At 57.8% G+C, this 1,783-nt stretch carries 1 pseudogene; it reads left to right on the top strand.

From position 1 onward, the window contains the following. Positions 1–1,783: pseudogene (locus QCH34_RS11925) on the top strand (DNA polymerase II large subunit); the annotation flags it as partial.

Here is a 1,783-nt window from a genome sequence, read left to right as displayed (position 1 = left end):
CCGCCCCAAGGAAGATGAAGACAGCACCGCATGCCCTCTTCCCGATCGGAAACGATGGCGGTGCCCGGCGTTCTTTCCAGGGAGCGGGCGCAAAGCGGCGGCAGGAGACGATGGGGGATGGGGATCTCTATATCGATATCGAGACGCAGGGACAGATCTCAATTGAAGTGGGTGAGCGGCGGTGCACCATCTGTGGCGATAAAACCTTCTGGAACCGGTGTGCCTGCGGAGGCCACACAGTGCCTGTTTTCCGGTGCGTTCACTGCAACAAGGAGGTTACAGACGGTGACCGCTGTCCCCGGTGCGATGCCCCCCTCAACTGCAACTTTGAGGTTGAGGTGAATATCAAAAAGGAGTATGAATCGGCGCTTACCACTCTCGGGATGGTTCAATCAGACCTGAAGCTCCTGAAGGGCGTGAAAGGGCTGATCTCCCGTGAGCGGTCGGTTGAGGCGATTGAGAAGGGGATCCTCCGGGCGGTCCGGGATCTCTTCGTCTTCAAGGACGGAACCGTCCGCTATGATATGATCGATCTTCCCCTCACCCATTTCCGGCCATCCGAGATCGGGGTGTCGCCTGAGAGGCTCCGTGAGCTTGGATACCTGAAGGATTATGAGGGGAGGGATCTGGTGGATAGCGAGCAGATCTGTGAGCTGAGGCCCCAGGATATACTCGTCTCAGAGGATTGCGGCGAGTATCTCCTGAAGGTGGCAGGGTTTATGGATGATCTTCTCGAGAAGGTGTACGGCCTGCCCCGGTTCTATAATGCAGAGAAGCCTCAGGATCTCGTCGGCCAGCTCTTAATCGGGCTTGCTCCGCATACGAGTGCGGGTGTGCTTGCCCGGCTGATTGGTTACTCAAGGGCACTTGTCGGGTATGCACACCCCTTCTTCCATGCGGCGAAACGGCGGAACTGTTTCCACGGCGATACCGAGATCGAGGTGTACGGGCAGTCCGGCTGGAAGAAGATGCCGATCCGGGAGTTTGTCATTGAGAACTTCGATATCTCACAGCCGGGATGCGACCGGCTTGGAACCTTCTATTCGGATCCGGCCTCCCCCCACCTTCTGATCGCAGTGGATACGAACGGAAACCAGAAGATGCGGAAGGTCACCTCGGTCTCGGTACACCGTGCCCCGGCACATCTCATCCTCTTTGAGACCGAACGGGGAAAGAAGCTCGCGGTAACCCCGGATCATGCGATGCTTGTCTGGGATTGTGCATATCTCAGGAAGATCCGGGCACTTGAGGTGAAGCCGGGGGCACGGGTGCCGGTGCTGGAAGGGGGAATAGTGATTGCAGATACGATCAAATCCGCCGATCCCGTCCCCTGCCTTGATGACCGGGTGTACTGTGTGACGGTGGCAGATGATCACACCCTCCATGCAAACGGGATCTTCTGCGGCCAGTGTGATGGTGATGAGGACTGCGTGATGCTGCTCTTAGATGGCTTAATAAACTTCTCGCGGTCGTTTCTGCCGGAGACACGGGGCGGCTCGATGGATGCCCCCCTTGTCCTGACGAGCCGGATCGATCCGAGCGAGGTCGATAAGGAGACGCTGAACGTGGATGTGATGGGCCGGTATCCGCTCTCTGTCTATGAAGCATGCCTCACCTATACGGCACCAAAGGAGCTTGAGCGCGTGGTGGATCACGTGGAGCTTCGGATCGGCACCCCCGGCCAGTATGAGGGGTTCTCGTTCACCCATGATACAACCGATATCTCGGCAGGGCCCGCAACGACGATGTATACCCGGCTTGGGTCAATGGTTGATAAGCTGGA

The organism is Methanocalculus sp. (assembly GCF_029762515.1).
Lineage (GTDB): Archaea > Halobacteriota > Methanomicrobia > Methanomicrobiales > Methanocorpusculaceae > Methanocalculus.
The sequence above is the reverse complement of the archived record's forward strand: the minus strand, read 5'-3'. Positions and strand labels throughout refer to the sequence as shown.